Annotated in this window: 15 protein-coding genes and 1 pseudogene; 7 read left to right on the top strand and 9 right to left on the bottom strand. The window is 68.2% G+C overall.

The features are described from left to right. Positions 1 to 97: 97 nt before the first annotated feature. The 5 genes and pseudogenes from FHR19_RS18060 to eno all read right to left on the bottom strand — a co-directional run bounded on the left by FHR19_RS18060 (position 98) and on the right by eno (position 4,900). Positions 98 to 229 (bottom strand): SEC-C metal-binding domain-containing protein, encoded by a 132-nt coding sequence (locus tag FHR19_RS18060; protein ID WP_425505977.1) that lies wholly within the window; start codon positions 227 to 229, stop codon positions 98 to 100. Between the two features lie 53 nt (positions 230 to 282). Beyond that, a pseudogene (gene secA, locus FHR19_RS15020) lies at positions 283 to 2,827 on the bottom strand (preprotein translocase subunit SecA); the annotation flags it as partial. 115 nt (positions 2,828 to 2,942) lie between these two features. Further along, complete coding sequence (locus FHR19_RS15015; protein WP_184029997.1) at positions 2,943 to 3,218, bottom strand: hypothetical protein; 276 nt, start codon at positions 3,216 to 3,218, stop codon at positions 2,943 to 2,945. 49 nt (positions 3,219 to 3,267) lie between these two features. Beyond that, positions 3,268 to 3,588 carry an FtsB family cell division protein gene (locus FHR19_RS15010; RefSeq protein ID WP_246359540.1) on the bottom strand — a complete coding sequence of 107 codons (321 nt, stop codon included), beginning with the start codon at positions 3,586 to 3,588 and terminating at the stop codon, positions 3,268 to 3,270. Positions 3,589 to 3,619: 31 nt separating this feature from the next. Then, the gene (gene eno / locus FHR19_RS15005; protein ID WP_184029995.1) at positions 3,620 to 4,900 is read right to left on the bottom strand and encodes a phosphopyruvate hydratase; all 1,281 of its coding nucleotides are present in this window, start codon (positions 4,898 to 4,900) and stop codon (positions 3,620 to 3,622) included. Positions 4,901 to 5,046: 146 nt separating this feature from the next. On the opposite strand from eno, the gene FHR19_RS15000 reads away from it, so the two are divergent. From FHR19_RS15000 to FHR19_RS14975, 6 genes are all read left to right on the top strand, one after another. Continuing rightward, a complete protein-coding gene (locus FHR19_RS15000) occupies positions 5,047 to 5,529 on the top strand; it encodes a hypothetical protein (protein WP_184029993.1) in 483 nt (160 codons plus the stop codon). A gap of 8 nt (positions 5,530 to 5,537) precedes the next feature. Continuing rightward, the gene (locus tag FHR19_RS14995; RefSeq protein ID WP_184029991.1) at positions 5,538 to 5,879 is read left to right on the top strand and encodes a phage holin family protein; all 342 of its coding nucleotides are present in this window, start codon (positions 5,538 to 5,540) and stop codon (positions 5,877 to 5,879) included. Continuing rightward, a complete protein-coding gene (locus tag FHR19_RS14990) occupies positions 5,876 to 6,193 on the top strand; it encodes a DUF3618 domain-containing protein (protein ID WP_184029989.1) in 318 nt (105 codons plus the stop codon). Before FHR19_RS14995 ends, FHR19_RS14990 begins: the two co-directional genes overlap by 4 nt. Next, positions 6,190 to 6,621 carry a hypothetical protein gene (locus tag FHR19_RS17740; protein WP_246359539.1) on the top strand — a complete coding sequence of 144 codons (432 nt, stop codon included), beginning with the start codon at positions 6,190 to 6,192 and terminating at the stop codon, positions 6,619 to 6,621. The genes FHR19_RS14990 and FHR19_RS17740 overlap by 4 nt, the downstream gene beginning before the upstream one ends. A gap of 186 nt (positions 6,622 to 6,807) precedes the next feature. After that, the gene (locus FHR19_RS14980; protein ID WP_184029987.1) at positions 6,808 to 7,038 is read left to right on the top strand and encodes a DUF4170 domain-containing protein; all 231 of its coding nucleotides are present in this window, start codon (positions 6,808 to 6,810) and stop codon (positions 7,036 to 7,038) included. A gap of 66 nt (positions 7,039 to 7,104) precedes the next feature. Beyond that, on the top strand, positions 7,105 to 7,854 hold the full coding sequence (locus FHR19_RS14975) for a helix-turn-helix domain-containing protein (RefSeq protein WP_184030215.1): 750 nt from the start codon (positions 7,105 to 7,107) through the stop codon (positions 7,852 to 7,854). 38 nt (positions 7,855 to 7,892) lie between these two features. Here FHR19_RS14975 and pheT read toward each other — a convergent pair whose 3' ends face one another. Both pheT and pheS read right to left on the bottom strand, forming a co-directional pair. After that, positions 7,893 to 10,283 carry a phenylalanine--tRNA ligase subunit beta gene (gene pheT / locus FHR19_RS14970; protein WP_184029985.1) on the bottom strand — a complete coding sequence of 797 codons (2,391 nt, stop codon included), beginning with the start codon at positions 10,281 to 10,283 and terminating at the stop codon, positions 7,893 to 7,895. 98 nt (positions 10,284 to 10,381) lie between these two features. Continuing rightward, entirely contained in the window at positions 10,382 to 11,464 is a 1,083-nt protein-coding gene (pheS, locus tag FHR19_RS14965; protein ID WP_425505974.1) for a phenylalanine--tRNA ligase subunit alpha, read from the bottom strand. Positions 11,465 to 11,565: 101 nt separating this feature from the next. On the opposite strand from pheS, the gene FHR19_RS14960 reads away from it, so the two are divergent. Beyond that, complete coding sequence (locus FHR19_RS14960; protein WP_184029980.1) at positions 11,566 to 12,561, top strand: quinone-dependent dihydroorotate dehydrogenase; 996 nt, start codon at positions 11,566 to 11,568, stop codon at positions 12,559 to 12,561. On the opposite strand, the gene FHR19_RS14955 is transcribed toward FHR19_RS14960, so the two are convergent. Further along, the gene (locus tag FHR19_RS14955) at positions 12,551 to 12,922 is read right to left on the bottom strand and encodes a Rieske (2Fe-2S) protein (RefSeq protein ID WP_184029977.1); all 372 of its coding nucleotides are present in this window, start codon (positions 12,920 to 12,922) and stop codon (positions 12,551 to 12,553) included. The two genes, FHR19_RS14960 and FHR19_RS14955, sit on opposite strands and share 11 nt — an antisense overlap. Next, entirely contained in the window at positions 12,919 to 14,211 is a 1,293-nt protein-coding gene (hmgA, locus tag FHR19_RS14950) for a homogentisate 1,2-dioxygenase (protein WP_184029974.1), read from the bottom strand. The genes FHR19_RS14955 and hmgA overlap by 4 nt, the downstream gene beginning before the upstream one ends. Positions 14,212 to 14,305: the final 94 nt, after the last annotated feature.

The raw sequence follows: 14,305 nt of genomic DNA, 5'->3' as shown, positions 1-14,305 counted from the left end.
CGGTTCGCTTTGCAACCAGAACACGTCACCCCGGATCAAGTCCGGGGTGACCGAAGGAGGTGAAGGGAAGCGGGAAAATGATCCGCTCCCCCGATCGTCACGCCACCAGCGCGCCGTGGCAGTGCTTGTACTTGCGGCCCGACCCGCACGGGCACGGCGCGTTGCGGCTGACCCGGCCTTCCCAGCCGGCGGGGTCGTCGCCGTAATCCTCAAGCTCGGCTTGGGGGATCTGGAAGGGCGGGATGACGAGGCCCGACCCGTCCTGGTCGTATGTGTCATCCTCGCCCGTCAGCGGGTCGAAGTGATGCGTCAGGAAATCGGGCAGCTCGGGGAGCGGCGGCGGCGCCTGGAACTGGAACTGCGCGTACGCAAAGGTGCGCGTCACATCCTCGCGGATGCTGTCGAGCATCTTCTCGAACAGGCCGAACGCCTCCTGCTTGTACTCGTTGATCGGCGTCTTTTGCGCATAGGCGCGCAGGTGAATTATCTGGCGCAGCGCATCGAGCATCGCCAGATGCTCCTTCCAGTGATGGTCGAGGTTCTGGAGCAGGATCGACTTCTCGATCCCCGCCCAGGTCGCTGGCTCCAGCTCCTTCGACTTGCCCTCGACCAGCGCGTCGGCAGCCTCGCGGATGCGGGTCTCGATATCCTCGGCCTCGAGGCCGTCCTGCGCGGCGATCCAGTCGGCGACCGGCGCCTCGACGTTCAGCACCTCGGTCGCGCGCGCGGTCAGCCCGGGCACGTCCCACTGCTCGGGATAGGTGCCCGGCGGGATCGCCTCGCCCACCAGCGCGTTGACGGTCTCGGCGCGCATGTCGGCGACGACGTCGCCCACCGTCTCGGCATCCATGATGTCGGCACGCTGCTCGTAGATGACCTTGCGCTGGTCGTTCATCACATTGTCGTATTCGACGACCTGCTTGCGAATATCGTAGTTGCGAGCCTCGACCTTCTTCTGCGCGGTCTCGATCGCCTTGGTCAGCCACTTCGATCCGATCGCCTCGCCATCGGCGATGTTCGAGCGCATCATCTTGGCGAACATCGTGTCCGGGCCGAAAATGCGCAGCAGATCGTCATCGAGGCTGAGGTAGAAGCGGCTGAGCCCCGGATCGCCCTGACGACCCGAACGGCCGCGCAGCTGGTTGTCGATGCGGCGGCTCTCGTGCCGCTCGGTGCCGAGCACGAACAGACCGCCGGCGGCGAGCACCTGCGCCTTCTCCGCCTCGATCTCCTCGCGGATGCGCTGGATCGCGGCTTCACGCTCCGGCCCCTCGGGGATGTCGGCCAGCTCGTCGGCGACGCGGAAGTCGAGGTTGCCGCCCAGTTTGATGTCGGTGCCGCGGCCGGCCATGTTGGTGGCGATCGTCACGGCGCCCAGACGCCCCGCCTGCGCGACGATGTGCGCCTCGCTCTCGTGATAGCGCGCGTTCAGCACCTTGTGCGGCACGCCCTCGTTCTGGAGATATTCGCTCAGAAGCTCCGACTTCTCGATCGAGACGGTGCCGACGAGCACGGGCTGCCCCTTCTCGGCATGTTCCTTGATCGAGCGAGCGATGGCGATGAACTTGTCCTGCAGCGTCTTGTAGAACTGATCTTCCTCGTCGACGCGCTGGACGGGCACGTTGGTCGGGATCGACACGACGTTCATCTTGTAGATGTCGAAGAACTCGGCCGCTTCGGTCGCGGCGGTGCCCGTCATGCCCGACAGCTTCGGGTACATGCGGAAATAGTTCTGGAAGGTGATCGAGGCGAGCGTCTGGTTCTCCGGCTCGATCGTCACGCCTTCCTTCGCCTCGACCGCCTGATGCAGGCCGTCGGACCAGCGTCGGCCGTCCATCATGCGGCCAGTGAACTCGTCGATGATGACGACCTTCTCGTCCTTTACGATATAGTCGATGTCGCGCTTGAACATCACCACCGCGCGCAGCGCCTGGTTGAGGTGATGAACGACCTGCGTATTCTCGAAATCGTAGAGGTTGGTGCCCTGGAGCAGGCCGGCCTCCTCGAGGAGGCGCTCAACCCGTTCGGTGCCGTCCTCGGTCAGGACGACCGACTTCTGCTTCTCGTCCTTTTCGTAATCCTCGGGCGTCAGCTGCTTCACGATCGCGTCGACGCCGATGTAGAGCTCCGACTTGTCGTCGGTAGGCCCCGAGATGATGAGCGGGGTGCGCGCCTCGTCGATCAGGACCGAATCGACCTCATCGACGATCGCCATCGAGAACGGCCGCTGGACCATCGATTCGCGGTCGTACTTCATGTTGTCGCGCAGATAGTCGAAGCCGAACTCGTTGTTCGTGCCGTAGGTGATGTCCGCGGCATAGGCCGCGCGGCGCTCGTGATCGGGCAGGTTGGGCACGATCACGCCGGTCGTCAGACCGAGGAAGCCATAGACGCGGCCCATTTCCTCGGCATCGCGGCGGGCGAGATAGTCGTTGACGGTGATGACGTGGACGCCCTGCTCGGCCAGCGCGTTGAGATAAACCGCGAGCGTCGCGACGAGCGTCTTGCCCTCGCCCGTCTTCATCTCGGCGATCTCACCGCGATGGAGGACGATGCCGCCGACGAGCTGTACGTCGAAATGGCGCATACCGAGGACGCGCACCGACGCCTCGCGCACGGTCGCGAACGCCTCGGGCAGCAGACCGTCGAGCGTCTCGCCATTCGCCAAGCGCTCGCGGAAGCGGACGGTCTGCTGCTTCAGCTCGTCATCGCTCAACGCCTGAACGCTGGGCTCGAAGGCGTTGATCTTGTTGACGAGACCGCCGAGCGACTTGACGTAGCGGTCGTTCGAGGAGCCGAAAAAGGTCTTGGCAAGGCCGCCGAGCATGATGGTGTCCTGTCTGAAATCGGATCGCCGCCGGGCGCGCGGGCGCACCTGTCGGGGGCGTAATGAAATGAGGAAATGCGAAGGGCGCGCGCGGGTTCCCGCGCCGGCGCCGGGGTTATTCGCGCCGGCGGGCGGGAATGCGCTCGATCGGCAGGACGACGAGTGTCAGCGGCGCGGCCGCCTCGGCGCGCACCGGCGCGGGCACCGGCCGGATGGCGGCGACGGGATCGCGGCGCTTTGCTGCCTGCACCACCTGCGCAACGCCGGGCTGCACGAAGCTCGCGGCGACCGCCGGCCGGGCCACACGCGCGTCTGCGACGCCGCCGAGCGACAGCCCGGTGATCGCAGCGAGGAACGCGTAAAGGGCAGCGAGCAGGTTCACGCTTTCCATCTATGCGGCGAAAGTCTGAACGTCCACCGAATAGGCTACGTGGCCGCGATCAGTTGAGCGGGACGATGATCTCGTCGGGATGCGCGACGTTCAGTTCCTTGCGGACCAGTTCGTCGACCATGTCGGGATTGGCGCCGCGCTTCGGATCGAGCAGCGCCACCTGGTTGCGCAGCGCCGCGCGCCGTTTGTCGAGCTGGGCAAACTCCGCCTCGCGCTTGGCATAGGCACGGCTGTATTCTCGGTAGCGCAGCAGGCCGTTGGGTCCCGCGACGGCATAATAGCCGAAAAAGCCCATGAACACGATCGCGAGCGCCGGGATCCCGGCGCTCTGCAACAACGGCATCAGGCGGTTCTTGGACGCGTTCGACATGTTATCCTTATCATATCGAACGCGCCTTTAATCAAGCGCGGCGAAGCACATCCCGGCCCGCATAACGACCGACATCGCCCAGTTCCTCCTCGATGCGGAGCAGCTGGTTGTACTTGGCGAGCCGGTCCGAGCGGGCGAGGCTGCCCGTCTTGATCTGACCGCAGTTGGTCGCGACGGCCAGGTCGGCAATCGTCGCATCCTCGGTCTCGCCCGAACGGTGCGACATGACCGCGGTGTAGCGCGAGCGATGCGCCAGATTCACCGCCTCCAGCGTCTCGGTCAGCGTGCCGATCTGGTTGACCTTGACCAGCAGCGAGTTGGCGAGGCCGCGCTTGATGCCGTCGGCCAGACGCTCGGGGTTGGTGACGAACAGGTCGTCGCCGACGAGCTGGACCTTGTCGCCGATGAGGTCGGTGAGCGCCTTCCACCCCTCGAAATCGTCCTCGCCCATGCCATCCTCGATCGACAGGATCGGATAGCGGGCGGCAAGGTCGGCGAGGTACGCGGCCATCTCGTGCGGCGACAGCGTGCGCCCCTCGCCTTCGAGGCGGTACGCGCCGTCCTTGAAGAACTCGGTCGCGGCGCAGTCGAGCGCGAGCATCACGTCATCGCCGGGCTTATAGCCGGCCTTTTCGATGCTCGACATGATGAAGTCGAGCGCGTCGGGCGCGCTGGCCAGGTTGGGCGCAAACCCGCCCTCGTCACCGACCGCGGTGTTCAGACCCTTTTCCGACAGGCCCTTCTTCAGCGTGTGGAAGATCTCCGAGCCGCAGCGCACCGCTTCCGACAGGCTGTCGGCGCCCACGGGCATAATCATGAATTCCTGGAAATCGATCGGGTTGTCGGCATGCGCGCCGCCGTTGATGATGTTCATCATCGGCACCGGCAGCGTCAGCGCCCCAACGCCGCCGACATAGCGATAGAGCGGCAGCCCGCGCGCATCCGCCGCCGCCTTCGCCACCGCCAGGCTGACGCCGAGGATCGCGTTGGCACCGAGTCGGCTCTTGTTGGCGGTGCCGTCCAGCTCGATCATCGCCTGGTCGACATCGGCCTGATCCTCGGCATCGAGGCCCAGCACCGCTTCGGCGATGTCGGTGTTCACCGCCTCGACCGCCTGGGTCACGCCCTTGCCGCCCCAACGGCTCTTGTCGCCGTCGCGGCGCTCCACCGCTTCGTGCGCGCCGGTCGAGGCGCCCGAGGGGACCGCGGCGCGGCCGAAGCTGCCGTCGTCGAGCAGCACGTCGACTTCGACCGTGGGGTTGCCGCGGCTGTCGAGAATCTGGCGGGCGTGCAGGTCGATGATTGCGGTCACGTAACGGTCTCCCTAAGCTTGGGGCAGCAGGCTCGGCGCCGCCCTTAGCGGGCCGATGCCGGGGGCGCAAACGGTGCCGGGCGTCGTTTCGTATGGAACCCCCACGAGGCCATGCGGTTGTTCGGCAAACGACGGAGGGATTTCAAATGGCTGACCACAACAACGTCGAACCGACGTTCGAACCCGCGGTGCCGCTGAAGGCTGAGGCGGGCGACGTGACGTTCGAAGCGTCGACCGCGCGCACCACCAAGGACACGATCAAGACCGAAGCGTCGAAGCTCGGCACCCAGGCCGCCGACAAGGCGCGCTCGCTGGCGGGCGACGGGAAGGCCAAGGCATCGGGCGCGCTCAATGAGTTCGCCAAGATGATGGAAGACGCCGCGGGCCAGGTCGACGACAAGCTGGGCGAGCAGTACGGCCAATATGCCCGGTCGGCCGCGCAGTCGCTCGGCGGCTTCGCCAGCCAGCTCGATGCCAAGGATGTCGACGAACTGCTCGAGGACGTGCGCGGCCTGGTTCGCAAGAGCCCGGCGGTCGCGATCGGCACTGCGGCGGCGCTCGGCTTCGTCCTCGCGCGCGTCGTCAAGGCGGGCGTCGAGCCGGCCGTCACGACCAAGACGACGGTCTGAATTTGCCCGTGGCCACTTCGCCAACCGAGGAACCCGGCATCGCCGCGCTGGCGATGCAGGCGGTCGACGATGCCAAGCGGTGGGCGCGCGCAGAGGTCGCCTATGGCAAGGCGCTGGTGTCCGAGCGCGGCAAGGATGCCGGGCTTGGGATCGGCTTGGCCATCGCCGCGGCAGGGATCGCGCAAGCGGCGTTGGCGGCGTTGCTCGTCGGCCTCGTCCTCACGCTGGCGCCGCATGTCGGTACCGGCATCGCCACGCTGATCGTCGTTATCGCCGCGCTGGTGGTGACCGCGATCCTCGGCCTGCTGGGCCTGTCGCGCATCCGCCGTGCCTTTGGCGGTGCGGCATGAGCGCGGCGAAAGCCCGGGCCGAGGCCGACGCGGCGCGCGCGGACCTGATCGGCAATCTCGACCGGCTGAAGACGCGCCTGTCGCCCGCCACGCTCGTCAGCGAGGCAGTGGAAAGTGCCCGCGAGAAAGCGATCGACGTGGCCGAACAGACCGTCGAAACCGCTCGGGCGCGGCCCGTGCTCGCCGGTTCGGTCGCGGGCGGCGCGCTCCTGCTCCTCGCCCGCAAGCCGATCTTCGGCCTTTTCCGCCGGCTGACCCCGTCACCAGCCCCCGAACCCGATCCCATCGAACTCGTCGAAGGACATCCCTCATGACCGACATCGATCCGACCAAGGCCAGCCTGACCGACCGCGCCCGCGACGCCGCAACCCATGCGGTCGAGGCGACGAAGGAAACGACGACGCACGCCGTCGAGGTAACGAAGGACGCCGCGACCAAGGCGGCGAACAAGACCGCCGACCAGATCGAGAGTAATCCGCTCGCCGCGCTGCTCGGCGGCGTCGCGATCGGCATCGCCATCGGTGCGCTCCTGCCCCGCACGCAGCGCGAGCGCGAGACGCTGGGGCCGCTCGGCAAGCGCCTGACCGAGAGCGCGGGTGCCGTGGTGCGCGCCGCCCGCGACGCCGGTCGCCAAGAAATCGAGGCGCTTATCCCCGACAAGCACAACGCTAAGGAAAAGGCGTCGGCTCTGCTCGGCAACGTCGCCAGCGCAGCGCGCGACGCGGTGAAGTCGGCGGCCTGACCTATCGATCGTACCCCGGCGCAGGCCGGGGTACGGTGTTTTCTATATCGGCTCTCCGCCGCCTCCAGCAGTGACGTTTCGTTGCTGCCACCCCGACACCCTTGAGCCACCCGCCGATTCCGCTATGCGGTCTGACGAAGCCCGCCGCGAGCGCGGGTACAGCCCCTAGCATCGGAACCTTGGCGCATGAGCAAGCTTCATCTCGTCTTCGGCGGCCGCGTGAGCGATCCGCAGACCCTCGACTTCACCGATCTGAAGGGCCTCGATATCGTCGGCCTGTTCCCCGACTATGCCAGCGCCGAAAAGGCTTGGCGTGCCGCCGCGCAGCGGACCGTCGACGATGCCGAGATGAAGTATGTCGTCGTGCATCTTCATCGCCTGCTGGAGCCCGACCCCGCGCTGAACCGCGGCGAGTAAGCGGCACCCTACAAGGATTTTGGGGTAGCGGGGCGCCCGCCGCGCCCCCTAGTCTGGGGCATGCAGATGTCCCTTCGCGACCTCGACACGTTGACCGACAAGGAGAAGGCGACGCTACGCCTGATCGTGCGCGGTCATGACGCCAAGTCGGCCGCGCGTGCGCTCGACCTATCCGTCCACACGATCAACGAGCGGCTTCGCGAGGCGCGCCGAAAGCTGGCGGTGCCGAGCAGCCGCGAGGCCGCGCGCCTGCTGTTCGAGGCAGAGGGCGGCATCCCCGAAACCGTTGGGAACAATGGAATCGGGGAAGATTCCGCGACCGGACAGCGCAATCAGGCCGCAGCGCCGGTCGACGGCGCCCGGCGGCGGATCGGCCCCGCCGCGATCATCGGAGTGTCGCTCATGTCCCTCACCCTCGCCCTCGCTGCCGTGATCGGCATCGGTTCCCCCACGCTTCCGGGTATTGCGCCAGCGACCCAGGCCTCCGCCAACGCCTCGGTCATAGAGGCGGCGACGCAATGGCTGGCGCAGCTCGATCGCGACGACTGGGCCGGCACCTATCGCGGCACCGGCGCGGCGTTCCGGAAACTCAATACCGAGGCGGTTTGGGCAAAGACTTCCGAGCAGGTTCGCGCTCGCTTCGGCAAGGTAAAGACGCGGACTTTCCTGGCGCAGGAAGAGCTTCCCGCCCCGCCCGCCGGCTATCAGGTGGTCAAGTTCCGCGCACAGTACGCGAACAAGCCCGATGCGGTCGAAACCGTCACCTTCGAGCGCGAGAACGGCGCCTGGAAGGTCGTCGGCATCTACGTCGAGTAAGCGCGCTGCCGGCCGGGTTCGCCCCGGCCGGCTAGCGTTCAACCGCGCAGCACTGCGCCGAGCTTGCCGGCCGCGGCGACGACGCGGTCGGCGATGCCCTTCAGGTCTGCATCGGTAAAGCTCTTCTCGCCGGGCTGAAGCACGATCTCGACCGCGAGGCTCTTCATCCCCTCGCCCACGCCGGCGCCCTCGAACACGTCGAACAGTCGCGCCTCGACGATCGCCGCCTTGTCGGCGCCGCGCACCGCGCGGACGAGTTGCTCGGCCGACAGCGATGCGGGCACCAGGAATGCGAAGTCGCGGCGCACGGCCTGTAGCGCAGGCGGCGCATAGGCGGCGCGCATGAAGCCCGACGACCGCTTGGCCGGGATCGCATCCGGATAGAGCTCGACCGCCGCCACCGGCCCGCCAAGGTCGAACGCCCGTGCGACCGAGGGATGGACGGTCCCGAACGCGGCCAGCACCGTCTTGGGCCCCAGCCGCAGCGTGCCCGACTGGCCGGGATGCCACGCCTCGCCCGCCTCGCGCATCACCTGCAGGTTGGCGACCGGCGCGCCGGCGGCCTCGAGCAGCGCGAGCGCTTCGGCCTTGGCGTCGTAGGCGTCGAACGCCTGCGCCTTTCCGCCCTGCCAGCCGCGCGCCGACCGCTCGCCCGCCAGCACGACGGCGAGCGTCGGCCGCTCGGCATCGGCGAGATAGCGACGGCCGAACTCGAATAGCCGCACGCTGGTCGCCCCGCGCGACAGGTTGCGCTGCGCCGCCGCCAGCAGGCCGGGGAGCAGCGACGGGCGCATGACCTTCATGTCCTCGCTGATCGGATTGGCGAGCGTCCACGCCCCACCCCCGAACACCTCGGCCTGGGCGACGGGAAGGAAGCTCCACGTCACCGCCTCGTTGAGGCCGCGCGCGGCGGCGGCACGGCGCAGGCGACGCTCGGTGCGCTGCTCGGGCGTCGCGGTCGGGCGCGCCACGCCCTCGGCACGCGGCAGCGGGGTCGAGGGCACGTTGTCGAGGCCGACGATACGGATGACCTCCTCGACGATGTCGGCGGGGCCGTCCACGTCGCGGCGCCAGGTCGGCGGCGTGACCTGCCACTCGTCGCTAACTTCGAACCCCAGCGAGGCGAGGATTTCGCGCTGACGGACCGGCAGCACTTCCAACCCGCCGAGGCTCCCGGCGAGCGCCGGGTCGTAAGCGAAGTGCCGGGTGCCGAGCGGCGCCTCGCCGGCCCGCGTGATCGCCGACGGCCTACCGCCGCACAGCGCGGTGACGAGATGCGTCGCGATGGCGAGGCCCTGGTCGAGGAAGGCCGGGTCGACCCCGCGTTCGAACCGCTGCCGCGCATCGCTGGTCAGCGCCAGCGCCTGTCCCGTCCGCGCGATCGCCTCCGGCGTGAAATAGGCGCATTCGATCAGCACGTCGGTCGTCGTCTCGCCCACGCCCGATTCCTCGCCGCCCATGATGCCGCCGATATCGTGGACCGCGGCGTCGTCGGCGATCACCGTCATGCCCTCGGTCAGCGTATAGGTCTTGCCGTTGAGCGCCAGCACCTGCTCGCCCGCCTTCGCCCGGCGCGCGGTCAGCGGTCCGCTCAGCTTCGCCATGTCATAGACGTGTAGCGGGCGGCCGAGATCGACCGAGACGAAGTTGGTGATGTCGACCAGCGCCGAGATCGGCTTCTGCCCGATCGCGGTCAGGTAACGCCGCAGCCAGTCGTGCGACGCGCCGTTGGCCACGCCGCGGACGGCCTGTGCGTAGAAGGCGGGGCAGCCCTCGGCATCCTCGATTCGCACTTCGGGCGCGGGACCGCTGCCTTCGACCGGGACGAGCGGCGCGTCGAGGCGGTACGCTGCCTCCAGCGACTTCAGCGTGCCGATCCCCGCGGCGGCAAGGTCGCGGGCGATGCCGCGCACGCCCATGCAATCCTGGCGATTGGGTGTCACCGACACCTCGATCATCGGATCGTCGAGGCCGGCGAACGCTGCGAAAGGCATGCCGACCGGCGCATCCTCGCCCAGCTCGATGATACCGTCATGGTCGTCGCCGAGTTCCAGCTCGCGGCTAGAACACATCATGCCGTTTGATTCGACGCCGCGGATCGCCGACACGCGAAGCTGCATTCCGTTGGCGGGCACCACCGCGCCCGGGGTGCCGAGCACGCCGACCAGCCCTGCACGCGCATTGGGCGCCCCGCACACGACCTGAAGCGGCGCGCCCTCGCCGGTATCGACCGACAGGACCTGCAGCTTGTCGGCCTGCGGATGCCGCTCGGCGGTCAGCACCCGCGCGATGCGGAAGCCCGCCAGCCGCTCGGCCGGGTTGTCGACGCCCTCGACCTCCAGCCCGATGCGCGTCAGCGTGGTCAGGATCGTGTCGAGGTCGGCAGCCGTGTCGAGGTGCGACTTGAGCCAGCTCAGCGTGAACTTCATCGTTTCAACCCGTCACCCCAGCGAAGGCTGGGGTCTTTCTGAAATGGTGCGACTTGGCCGCGGACGACCCCAGCTTTCGCTGGGGTGACGTATCTTGTTCAGGCCGGCACGCCGACGCCGCCCGACAGCGTCGGCACGTCGAGCGCGGCGAAGCCGTAATGGCGCAGCCAGCGCAGGTCGCCGTCGAAGAAGGCGCGCAGGTCGTCCATGCCGTATTTGAGCATCGCCAGCCGATCGACGCCGGTGCCGAATGCGAAGCCCTGCCACTCGCTGGGGTCGAGGCCGCACGCCTCGATCACCTTGCGATGGACCATGCCGCTGCCGAGCACTTCCAGCCAGCCGTCGGACCCGCCAATCACCCGCTTGCCGTTCACGATCGAGTAGCCGACATCGATCTCGACCGAGGGTTCGGTGAAGGGGAAGTAGGACGAACGCAGGCGCAGGACGATGTCGTCCCGCTCGAAGAACGCCTTCAGGAACGTCTCCAGCGTCCATTTGAGGTGACCGAGCGTGATACCGCGGTCGATCACCAGCCCCTCGATCTGATGGAACATCGGCGTGTGCGTGGCGTCGCTGTCGCTGCGATACACGCGGCCGGGCGCGATGATGCGGATCGGCGGCTTGTCCTTCAGCATCGTCCGGATCTGCACCGGCGACGTGTGCGTCCGCAGCAGCATCCGCTTCTCCCCCTCATTGGGGAAGTAGAACGTGTCGTGCATCGCGCGCGCCGGATGCGTCTCCGGGATGTTGAGCGCCGAGAAATTGTGCCAGTCGTCCTCGATCTCCGGCCCGCTCGCCACCGCGAAGCCCAGGTCGGCAAAGATTTCGGCAAGTTCGTCGAGCACCTGGCTGACCGGATGCACGCTGCCCGGCGGGGTGCGATCGGCGGGGAGCGTCATGTCGAGCGTCTCGGCCGCAAGCTTCGCGTCGAGTGCCGCCCGCTCCAGCGCCGCCTTGCGAGTCCCGATCGCCGCCGTCACGCCCTCGCGCAGCGCGTGGATCGCCGGCCCCTCGACCAGCCGCTCTTCGGGCGTCATCCCGCCCAGCGACTTGAGAAGCGCGGTGATGCGCCCCTGCTTGCCCAGCGCCTCGACGCGGATCGCCTCGACCGCCTCGATGCTCGCGGCGCCGTCGATGCGCGCGAGAAGGTCGGCCTGAAGGGTTTGAAGCTCGCTCATCATCGTCCTTTGCGGTCCAACTGACCGTTCGCCGTTCCGAAACCCCATGCGCGCGCGCAAATCAACCCTAGCGTGCTTCGGCACCCGCTGGCAGAGCACGCGCCATGGCCGCCCCGCTCTATCGCCCCGCCCTGTTCGCGCTCGATCCGGAGAAGGCGCATCGCCTGACGATCCGGGCGCTGTCGGCCTGGGGCAAGGCCGGAACGCCGTTCGCCGTCCGGCCGAAGGCGAAGCCTGTCCGCATCGCCGGCCTCGATTTTCCCAACCCCGTGGGCCTCGCCGCTGGCGTCGACAAGGATGCCGAGGCGATCGACGGGTTCCTCGGCCTCGGCTTCGGCTTCGTCGAGGTGGGCACGCTGACGCCCCGGCCACAGGCGGGCAATCCACAGCCCCGCCTGTTCCGGCTGATCGAGGACGAGGGCGTCGTCAACCGGATGGGCTTTAACAATGGCGGGATCGACGCCGCCCTGCCCCGCATCCGCGCGGCGCGGCGCAAGAGGGGCATCCTCGGCATCAATGTCGGCGCCAACAAGGACTCGACCGACCGCGTCGCCGATTATGCAACCGCGGTGGCAAAGGTCGCGCCGCTGGCCGACTATGTGACGATCAATATCAGCAGCCCCAACACGCCGGGCCTGCGCGACCTGCAATCACAGCCGGCGCTGGGCGAGCTTCTCGCCGCCAGCGACGACGCGCGGCGCGGCGGCGGTGAGCGGGTGCCGCTGTTCCTGAAGATCGCGCCAGACCTCGACCGGGCGGGGTTGGACGTGGTGGTGCGCGCGGCGATCGATCATGGGATCGACGCGCTGATCGTGTCGAACACGACGATCTCACGGCCCGATACGCTGACATCGGCGAACGCGAAGGAAACGGGCGGGCTGTCGGGCAAGCCGCTGGCGCCCCTTGCCCGCCGGATACTGAGCGACGCGGTGTCGGCGATGGGCGGGCAGTTGCCGATCATCTCGGCAGGCGGCATCGACTCGGCGGCGGAGGCACAGGCACGGCTCGACGCGGGGGCGTCGCTGGTGCAGCTCTATTCGGCGCTCGTCTATCACGGGCCGGGGCTCGCCGCGAAGATCGTGCGCGGGCTCAGCCGGTAACGATCTTTCCGTCCCGGACCGTCACGGGCCACGGCGTCAGCCGCGTGTTCGGACACGGCCCGCCCAGGCACTCGCCATCCTCGATGCGAAACACGGCGCCGTGCCAGCTACAGACGATGCGGTCGCCGGCGGGCGAGAGATAGCCGTCAAGCTGCTGCGCCAGCGGTACGCCCATATGCGGGCAGCGATCGACATAACCGATCACCTCATCGCCCCTTCGCACGACGAAACCGTGAAAGCGGCCCGCCCGCAGTTGCAGCACGAAGTTGCGCGCCGCCCCCTCGGCGATCAGGTCGACCGGCCCGAGCGTGACGCCCGGCGGCGTCGCGAACACGCGGCTACCCGCGGGCGCCTCGCTCATCCGGGCAGCTTCGCCTTGGGGAACGGCGCCCAGGCGGCGTCGTAGTCGGGCTGCGCCGTTGCCAGCGCATGCGCGGTCGGACGATAGGGCCAGCAGCTTTCGACCATGAACGCCATCGTCCCGTCGATCTTGTGCGGCTGAAGGTCGGCGGCGCTCGCCTTCTCCCACGTCGCCACGTCGGGGCCGTGCCCGGCCATCAGGTTGTGGAGGCTGAGCCCGCCGGGCCGGAAACCCTCCGCCTTGGCGTCATAGGCGCCGTGGATCAGCCCCATCGCCTCCGACATAACGTTGCGATGGAACCAGGGCGGGCGGAACGTGTCCTCCGCCACCATCCAGCGCGGCGGGAAGATGACGAAGTCGGCGTTCGCGCGGCCGGGGACGTCGCTGGGGCTGGTCAGCACGGTGAAGATCGACGGATCGGGATGGTCGAAGCTGACGGTGTTGATCGTGTTGAACCGCGCCAGATCATAGCGGTAGGGGGCGAAGTTCCCATGCCAAGCGACAACGTCGAGCGGGCTGTGATCGAGCGTCGTCGTCCAAAGCGCGCCCATGAACTTCTGCACGACCTCGAACCGCTCGTCGCGGTCTTCGAACCAGGCGACGGGCGTCTCGAAATCGCGCGGGTTGGCGAGGCCATTGGCACCGATCGGGCCGAGATCCGGGAGCCGGAACAGGCTCCCATAATTCTCCGCGACATAACCACGCGCCGCCCCATCGGGCAGCAGCGCACGGAAGCGGACGCCGCGCGGCACCACAGCGATCTGGCCCGGCGAAAGGTCGATGCGGCCCATCTCGGTCAGCAGTGTCAGGCGGCCCTGCTCGGGAATGAACAGCATCTCGCCATCCGCATTCTGAAAGACGCGCGCGTCCATGTCGCGGTCGGCGGCATAGATGTGGAGCGCGACGCCCTCCAGGTCGGCCGGATCGCGGTTGGTCAGCATCGTCGTCATGCCGTCGATGAGGTCGACGCCCTGCCCGCCTGCGTCCGGTAAAGCTTGCGGGTCCCAGCGCAGGCGGTTGGGGGCGAGCGGCGTCCGATCCGCCTTCGGCGCGAACCGCGCCGCGCCGGTGTAGCGCGCGAACGGCGGATGCTCGGCAGTGGGGCGCAGGCGATAGAGCCACGAACGCCGATTCTCGTGCCGCGGCGCGGTGAACGCGGTGCCCGAGAGCTGCTCGGCATAGAGGCCGAAGGCGGGCCGCTGCGGCGAGTTGCGGCCGATCGGGAGGGCGCCGGGCACCGCCTGGGTCGAGACGTGGTTGCCGAAACCGGGGATGTAACCTTCGCTCATCGCAACCTCCGTTCTTTCTCCCGCCGGGCGTCGGACCCGGCAAAGCCGGGCCTTATGCCCGGCTTGCCGTGCCGGCCGGGCGCGGCGCCTCGTC

It is taken from the genome of Sphingomonas yantingensis, assembly GCF_014199325.1.
Lineage (GTDB): Bacteria > Pseudomonadota > Alphaproteobacteria > Sphingomonadales > Sphingomonadaceae > Sphingomonas > Sphingomonas yantingensis.
This window is presented reverse-complemented; position numbering and strand designations above follow the sequence as displayed.